This window comes from Bartonella sp. AP21QHHD, from assembly GCF_042196205.1.
GTDB lineage: Bacteria > Pseudomonadota > Alphaproteobacteria > Rhizobiales > Rhizobiaceae > Bartonella.
In genome coordinates this window covers 1-3,880 of sequence record NZ_JBHIPT010000066.1, presented here as the reverse complement: position 1 = coordinate 3,880, position 3,880 = coordinate 1, and the positions used below count along the sequence as shown (strand labels likewise).

Below are 3,880 nucleotides of genomic sequence, written 5' to 3'. Positions count from 1 at the left end.
CTTCGATAGTCAAATTTTTCTGATGTTCCAAATATTCACTGTTTTCTTTGAGTATACCTTCCATAAGATCTTGTTTTTCAATCATTCGAAACGTATCAGTCAAACCAATATGCTTGAAAGGGATATAATTTCCTTTCATAAGACCATGATAGGTTGCTTCGATATTAATGGCTGCTATGTAATAGGCTAGCAAGACAATCTCATTTGCGTGGATATCATAACGGTATTTATATTCCATATCCTCTGGTTTGATGAGATTGGATTGTAATAGCCGTGTGATAAAGGTCCCAGTACCCGTAAAAGGGTCAAGAATAGAAACACCACGTGATCCTAGACTTTTTCCAAATTCATGACGCAACACATCATCAACAGAATGAATGATAAAATCAACAACCTCAATGGGAGTATAAACAATGCCTAATTTTTCTACTGTACGCGGAAAAGCATAACGGAAAAATTCATTATAAAGCTCTACAATTAAACTTTGTTGTGCTTCAAGAGTGGTAATTCCACGCGTGTAAAATTGTACACTCTTAGAAATATTTTTGAGATCTTGAGATTCTTCTTTAGGGGTAACTTTATCAAGGACATTGAGTACACGTTGTAAAGCACAAGATACGGGATTCTCTTGAACAAACTGATGCCCCTCAAATAAAGCATTAAAGACTGGACGCGTCACAAGATGTTGCGCAAGCATTTCAATCGTATTTTGTTCGGAGATAGTTGTATTTAAATTACTACGTAATTCGGTCATAAAATCATTAAACACACGCCGTGTTTCAGTTTCTGATTTCGTCAAAACCTCAGTTAAGCGTGTGATATGAGTTTGAGCAAGATCACCAACATTTATTGCCCATTTTTTCCAATAGCTAGGGTCGTAAAATCTATTAACAATAGCAGCTTTAATGACATCTTTACATTTAGAAAAAAGGGGGAGTTCTCCTTGTTCTTCACATCTGTGAGAGGATTCATAAGTTGCTAACCCAATATTAAGTCCTGAATACTCTAATTTTGAGCGTATAGGTAAATCATCAATAACCGTGGTCGTATCTTCTAACGCAAGTTCTTGAGAAGCAGCAACAATTTCAAGAGCATCGCTTACGTCTTGTTTTTTGTGCATATGGTGAATTATTTTATTAAAGTTATCATCATGAGCACGTAAAGCATTGAGAACTTGCCAGATGACATTATACTTTTGGTTGTTTTCTAAGGCTATTTCCGGCGGAATATCAGCGGGTATCCCAACGGGTAGAATGATATAGCCTCTTTTTTTACCCTCTGCTCGACGCATTACACGTCCGATCGCTTGAATAATCTCAATTTGACTTTTGCGCGGGTGTAAAAATAGAACAGCATCAAGAGCGGGTACATCAACACCTTCAGAAAGACAGCGTACATTGGTAAGTACACGACAAGTATTTTCCCCCGCATCTTCCTTTAACCAGTCAAGTTGTTTTGTACGCTCTTTAGCACTAAAGGTTCCATCAATATGGGCAAGGGTACAGTTAAGAGGAGGAGTATCTTTATAGTTCTTATGAAGAGCGCGTAAAGATTCTTGCACTTTTTCTTTTTTGAATCTTTTGCATATGCGTTTAGAAGTATCAATATCTTTGCAAAAAGCTAAAGCTCTACGCATGGGCTTGGGGTCATCTTCAAGATCAAGTTTCAGATCCATTTTGGTAAGGGCTCTATAACAGCCATTAATCTTGGTCCTATCATCGAGAATAAGTTCATAATTCTTATCGGTAATCAGATGTTGAATGGATTGACTTACTTCTTCTTCGTTGACAACTAATATGATAACTTTACAAGGTGATAACAGCTTATCCTCTAAAGCACGTGAAAAGTTGTAAGTGTAAAGTTGTTTGCCATAGAGTTTTTCATTATCCATGGACACCAAAACGTTATTGGATAAGAAAGCATTCCTTTTCAGCTTGTCACTAAAGATCTTTGGGGTTGCTGTCATGTAGAGGCGTTTTTTGCCTCGAATAATGCTATTGTCATGAACCTTGATAAATTCAGATTCATGCTTTTCTGTTCCCAACACAACACCAGTTGTTCTATGGGCTTCATCACAAATGATCAAATCAAATTCGGGTAAACCATGCTCTTTTTGTGCATCCGAAATCACTTGAATTGAATGATAAGTTGAAAAGACCACGGTCATTGCATCTGCTAGGGATTCACAAGCTTCTTTAGCAAGGGCTTGAGCATCCGTGGTAGCAGGGAGAACAAGATCTGATGTTTCCATGCCAACAATATCATCTTGGTTTTTACGGCGCTTGCCTACTTTTGTATCCGAACACACCGCAAAGGAACGCAACGGGATTTGTGCATCGGCTGTCCATTCACGGATTGTTTGCGAGACTAAAGCCAGAGAAGGTACCAGAAACAAAACACGCTTGCCTTTCCCAGCAAGGGTTTCTGCTATCTTCAAACTGGTGAAAGTCTTCCCCGTACCACATGCCATAATCAGCTTGCCACGGTCTGCTTCTTTTAAACCTTCACAGACTTTCTTGATGGCTTCTTCTTGATGGGGACGAGGCTCTTTTGTTGATTTCAGAACAACTTCTTTTTTCNCGCTTGTCCTTTAATCATGGCATTCACATTGTCACTTAATTCCACTTCTGTGCTGTCAACGAGAAGTCGATATTTAAAGATGTCTTTTCCAGATGCCGCGATAAAGCTATCAATATCCTTTTTACTGATCTGATGGTCTGCTTGATAAAACTTACATTGAATAGCCACATAGCCCTCTTGATTGCGAAGCTTGGCAACCAGATCAATGCCGATATCATTTTTATTCCAACCTTCACGCTCTTTAGCCCATTCATAATAGCTCTCAACTTTTTCATATCGCCCATAGTGGAGAGGGTCATACATAAGATATTTTGTCACAAAATCTTCAAACAGTTTCCCTCGTAGAGTATTTGAAGTTGTCTGTTCACGATAGGATTGTAAAAGGGAGCGTAAAGTGAATTGTTCATTATCAGACTTAATAGATTGCAGCATATTGTAATAAAAATCCCTTGCCTTATGAGATGATTAATAATCATCAAAAGAATCAAAATGAATTTAATTAAATGCATTTAAAGCAAATAACGATAAAAAAGGGAAAAAAACTGCTAAAAAAAGCCGATATTTTTTTCAAAAGGGGTCTTTAAGGCTGCTTATCAACAGCCCATGACATGGAATAAGATCAGCAAAGTAGTGAAATTTGCTATTCATTTCACGTATTCATCAAGATAAATGTACTACGTTCTTTAAAATATCAGAATGAGTATTTTGATAAGTTTATAGATAGGTTTTGAAGGTGTTTAAAACCCTCAAAATACCTTCAAAACTCCTTTAAATATATATCATAGATTGTATTTACGTGTTGTGTTTAATATAGGTTGTTTGTTTAAAATATTAACCTATTGAAATATAATGACTTTTATTTTTCGATTGAAAAAAATATATAAAGGGGGGTAAAAGGAACCCTCAAAATACTCAAAACCCCTAAAACTCATAGATTAGGCGTCTTTTGAAGGTTCACTCTATGAATGCAAGGGGATATGGTTGAGCAAACTTATCCTTTATATTTATGGGGATATTGATGTATTAACCATTGACGGGCTAAACAGTTTTGTTTAGAGGTTTTTTCATATAAATGTGGGGGAGAGATCTTCAGCAATTCAAATAAAGCGTTTTTTGTAAAATAAAGCAGTTTTGGGTGTCACTTTTCTTTGGTAACAGAGGCATGTGCTTTTGTTAAAAGCGTCATAGGGCAGTGGCTGTTTTGAGTGGATTTATTAGCGGTTCCATGAAGTTCTTTTAAAGAGTGCTTCATGAATAATGCAAAGCGGGGGCAATCTGTATTGTTATTGATATTTTTACG

Annotated in this window: 1 pseudogene; it reads right to left on the bottom strand. The window is 36.8% G+C overall.

Going from position 1 to position 3,880, the window contains the following annotated elements:
• A pseudogene (locus tag ACFIMC_RS04710) lies at nt 1–3,012 on the bottom strand (DEAD/DEAH box helicase family protein); the annotation flags it as partial.
• Between the last annotated feature and the right edge of the window lie 868 nt (nt 3,013–3,880).